The sequence below is a fragment of the Pseudomonas sp. P5_B2 genome (assembly GCF_056400445.1).
Map to the genome: position 1 here is coordinate 1 of NZ_JBFULH010000360.1, position 4,181 is coordinate 4,181.

At 60.2% G+C, this 4,181-nt stretch carries 5 protein-coding genes and 1 riboswitch; of the genes, 2 read left to right on the top strand and 3 right to left on the bottom strand.

Features of this window, described 5'->3' with window-relative positions:
- Positions 1–300: M48 family metalloprotease (locus tag AC1DRJ_RS20330; protein WP_477803725.1), on the top strand; the 300-nt coding region annotated here is incomplete at its 5' end.
- A 137-nt stretch (positions 301–437) separates the two neighbouring features.
- Here AC1DRJ_RS20330 and AC1DRJ_RS20335 read toward each other — a convergent pair.
- The 3 genes from AC1DRJ_RS20335 to AC1DRJ_RS20345 form a co-directional block, all read right to left on the bottom strand.
- Entirely contained in the window at positions 438–1,019 is a 582-nt protein-coding gene (locus AC1DRJ_RS20335; RefSeq protein WP_477803729.1) for a TMEM165/GDT1 family protein, read from the bottom strand.
- 92 nt (positions 1,020–1,111) lie between these two features.
- Positions 1,112–1,236, bottom strand: a riboswitch (yybP-ykoY riboswitch).
- A 40-nt stretch (positions 1,237–1,276) separates the two neighbouring features.
- Positions 1,277–2,275 (bottom strand): methyltransferase, encoded by a 999-nt coding sequence (locus tag AC1DRJ_RS20340; RefSeq protein WP_477803726.1) that lies wholly within the window; start codon positions 2,273–2,275, stop codon positions 1,277–1,279.
- A 33-nt stretch (positions 2,276–2,308) separates the two neighbouring features.
- Entirely contained in the window at positions 2,309–3,274 is a 966-nt protein-coding gene (locus AC1DRJ_RS20345) for a 2-hydroxyacid dehydrogenase (protein WP_477803727.1), read from the bottom strand.
- 316 nt (positions 3,275–3,590) lie between these two features.
- Between AC1DRJ_RS20345 and AC1DRJ_RS20350 the strand changes: the two genes are divergently transcribed.
- Positions 3,591–4,181, top strand: a 591-nt coding sequence (locus AC1DRJ_RS20350) for a LysE family translocator (RefSeq protein WP_477803728.1), incomplete at its 3' end; no start/stop codon positions are given.

A 4,181-nucleotide genomic window follows, 5' to 3' on the forward strand; every position in this document is an offset into this window, starting at 1 on the left:
TTGTTAGGATTGGGCCAGACCAGCATGGCCCTGGCGGATACCGTTGCGAACTACGGCATGACCCTGCCCAACAGCCGCGCCAATGAAAACGAGGCGGACCTGATTGGTCTCGAACTGGCCGCCCGCGCCGGTTACAACCCCAATGCATCGATCACTTTGTGGAACAAGATGAGCAAGGTCTCGGAAGGCTCTCCGCCGGAGTTCATGAGTACTCACCCGGCGTCGGCCAGCCGTATTGCCGCGTTGCAGGCGGCGATTCCCAAGGTGATGCCGTTGTACGAGAACTCGCGTAAATCCTGAGGTTTTGACATCGTCAGTGAGAGCCTCATCGCGAGCAGGCTCGCTCCCACAGGGGACTGCATTTCAACTGTGGGAGCGAGCCGACTCCGGGTGGCGTTCCGACGAAGAACGATAACGAGGCCTACAGCCTTACGAAATCAAACCCATCCACTGCTCTGCATCGCCTTGTACACCGCAACAATCGCCAAAATGAGAAACGCCGACGCCGCCAGTCGACGGATCAGGGTCAGTGGCAGTTTGTCCGCTGCAAAGTTACCCGCCAGCACCACTGGCACGTTGGCAATCAACATGCCGACGGTGGTGCCGAGAATGACCAGCCACAAATCAGGGTATTGCGCCGCCAGCATCACGGTAGCGACCTGGGTCTTGTCACCCATTTCCGCGAGGAAGAATGCAATCAGTGTGGTCAGGAATGGCCCGAACTTGCGAGCGGTGCTGACGTCGTCGTCCATCTTGTCCGGGACCAGGGTCCACAACGCCGTCGCCGTGAAGCAGGCGGCCAGGATCCAGTGCAGTGTCGCATTCGAGAAGAAACTGCCGAACCAGGCACCGACCGCACCCGCAGCGGCGTGGTTGGCCAGGGTGGCGGCAACGATGCCTGCGATGATTGGCCACGGCTTGCGGAAGCGGGCAGCGAGAATGAGTGCGAGCAGTTGCGTCTTGTCGCCGATTTCGGCCAAGGCAACGATTGCGGTAGGAACGAGAAATGAATCCAGCATCATCAGGGTTTTTCCTAAGGGGCGGGTCGACACGGCTATGACACGTACAGCCTCCCCGCCCCGGGTAAGGTGTTCGTGTCATAGGTCTTGTCAAACCCTGCGATCCGTCTGATGCGGACGCTTGGGTCGCATACGCCATGGTCTGAGGACCAAGTATGTTGACGTATGCCGGACGAGCATGGCGCTCGTGGGAGACTACTCCCCTAGGACGGAGCGGATTCTGCCTAGGCAAAATCCGTTAGGCAAGCACTTATTTATCAGCCGCGTTTGGCCCGATAGATTCGGAAACCCTGTCCCTCAGCCTTGATTGCACACACGCCGAGGTGCTCTTCGATCAGAGGTTGATATTTCAGGAAACTGTTGGCAACCAAGCGCAATTCCCCGCCGTTTTTCAGATGTTTGGCCGCTTTTCGAAGCAAGTTCTCGGTGGCGAAGTAATCGGTATGGACGCCGACATGGAACGGCGGGTTGCTCAGAATCGCACTCAAACCCATCGGTGCCGCGTCAATTCCATCACCGGTAATCACGTCGGCTTCCAGACCATTGGCGGCCAGAGTCAGCCGACTGCTGGCGGCAGCAAACGCATCGACGTCGAGCAACGTCACCTGATTGTGCGGATAACGACGTTTCACCGCGGCGCCCAACACGCCGGCGCCGCAACCGAAGTCCAGCAAGTGGCCACTCGGCAACTTGTCCAGATGCTCCAGCAACAGCGCGCTGCCGCGATCCAGCCGACCATGACTGAACACGCCCGGCAAGCTGATGACTTTCAGTGGACCTTCAGCCAACGGCAACTCGTAGGTCTGCGCCAGGCTTTCCAGCGACTTGGCTTCTGGCGCGTTGGCCACAGTGACCAGCCAGAGCTGGCAATGCCGCGCGCTGTCGAGCTTGCGCGGCTTGCCGAAAGGGTTCAGCTGTTTGGCTGCCCCTTCGATGCCGCTGCGTTTTTCGCCTACCAGGTACAACTCGCGACCAGCCAGGCGCGAGGCGAGGGCGTTGAGGATGTAATCGGTCAGGTCCTTGGACTTGGGCAGAAACACCACCGCCGTCTCGAACTCACGTTCGGGCGCGTTCACGCCAAAATGGCTGCGCTCGGCGAAACGCGCATCGAGTGCCGCTTGATCGCCGGCGTGCCAGCACCAACCGTGGGCATCGGGCAGTCGGCCCAGCAGATCATCGGCGGGCAAACCGGCCAACAACACCGAACCCTGGAATAAATCGGGCTGACGAAGCAGTACTTCACTGCGCGGATCCATACTCTGCTCCTTGAAAAAAAGTGCGGCAGTTTATCAACTGACGACCCGCAGCGCTGTACCGTTGAAGAAAGCCTGCGTGTTTTCGGTCAGCTGCCCTACGATCCGCTGCCGCGCCTCGCGACTGCCCCAGGCGTTGTGCGGGGTGACAATCAAGCGCGGGATGTCAGCAGCGAGCAAGGGATTGCCTGCAGTTGGTGGCTCGACGCTCAGCACGTCGGTGGCCGCGCCGCCCAGATGACCGTTGCGCAAGGCATCGGCMAGCGCCTGTTCATCGATCAAGCCACCGCGAGCGGTATTGACCACGAAGGCGCCGGGTTTCATCGAAGCCAGTTCACGGGCGCCAATGAAGTGGCGAGTGTGTTCGTTGAGCGGGCAGTGCAGGGTAAGTGCATCGATCTGCGGCAACAGTTCTTCCAGCGGCAAACGATCCGGCCGGGCAGGGCGACCTGGAATCTGCCCCAGCAGCACGCGCATGCCGAACGCTTCGGCCAGCCGTGCCACCGCTCCACCCAGTTCACCGTGGCCGAGCAAGCCCAGGATTTTGCCTTCCAGCTCGACGATCGGGTAGTCCAGCAAGCAGAACTGTTTTGCTTGCTGCCAGCGACCTTCACCCACGGCTTTTTGATAGTCGGCCAGGCGCGTCGCCAGGTTGAGCAGCAGCATGATCGTGTGTTGCGCCACCGACGGTGTGCCGTAACCCTGGCAGTTGCAAACGGTAACGCCATGGGCGCGGGCAGCGGCCAGATCGACGTTGTTGGTGCCGGTGGCGGTGATCAGGATCAGCTTGAGATCAGGGCTGGCGGCGATGGTGGCGGCATCGATCAGAATCTTGTTGCTGATGGCCACCGTGGCGCCTTTGAGGCGTTCGATTACTTGATCCGGCGCGGTCTGTGCGAACAGTTGCAAGTCGTCAAAGCAATCACGCAGCGGGCTGAGGTCGAGGTCGCCGAGGTCAAGGGATGGGTGATCGAGGAAAACGGCGCGGCGAGAGTTCGTCATCAACTGTACCTTTTGTGCATTGAACTGAAAGCGTAATCTGCCGAGCCTACCAGATGACACAAATGGTTACCCATTGCACCAAAGTGGCTGAGTTGACGCGCTATGCGATGAAGCACCGACATCCCTGTAGCAGCTGGCGAAGCCTGCGTCCGGCTGCGCAGCGGTCGTGAAATCAGGCACCGCGCTCTTACAGAAAGTTCGCATGCTCAGGGTTTACGACTACTGCGCAGCCGGACGCAGGCTTCGCCAGCTGCTACAGGTGGTGTTGTCAGCCTGGACTTTTCATTTCGACCGATCTACCCCAAAAGGAGCCCCAATGTACTGGACCGAGTTCTTGACCGTTGCCCTGATTCACCTGCTCGCCGTGGCCAGTCCCGGCCCGGACTTTGCCGTGGTGGTACGTGAAAGCGTGACCCATGGTCGGCGCGCCGGCACTTGGACAGCGCTGGGTGTCGGAACAGCGATTTTCCTCCACGTCGGCTATTCGCTGCTGGGTATCGGTTTGATCGTGTCCCAGTCGATTGTGCTGTTCAACGCGCTGAAATGGGCCGCCGCCGCGTATCTGTTGTACATCGGCTACAAGGCTCTGCGCGCGCAACCGGCCAAGGCGGTGGCTGACAATCTGCACAAGGAAGCCGGAAAACGCACCGCCCGCGGCGCTTTCACCTCCGGTTTTGTGACTAACGGCCTTAACCCGAAAGCCACGCTGTTCTTCCTGTCGTTGTTCACCGTGGTGATCAACCCGCACACGCCGCTGGCGGTGCAGGCCGGTTACGGGGTTTACCTTGCTGCGGCGACGGCGGTGTGGTTTTGCCTGGTGGCGCGGCTGTTCAGCCAACAGCGTGTGCGTGCCGGTTTTGCCCGCATGGGCCACTGGTTCGACCGCACCATGGGCGTGGTTCTGATC

Bases quoted from the DNA above. Each gene is read 5' to 3' on its own strand.
- AC1DRJ_RS20335 (WP_477803729.1), bottom strand. From the start codon at position 1,019: ATGCTGGATTCATTTCTCGTTCCTACCGCAATCGTTGCCTTGGCCGAA.
- AC1DRJ_RS20340 (WP_477803726.1), bottom strand. From the start codon at position 2,275: ATGGATCCGCGCAGTGAAGTACTGCTTCGTCAGCCCGATTTATTCCAG.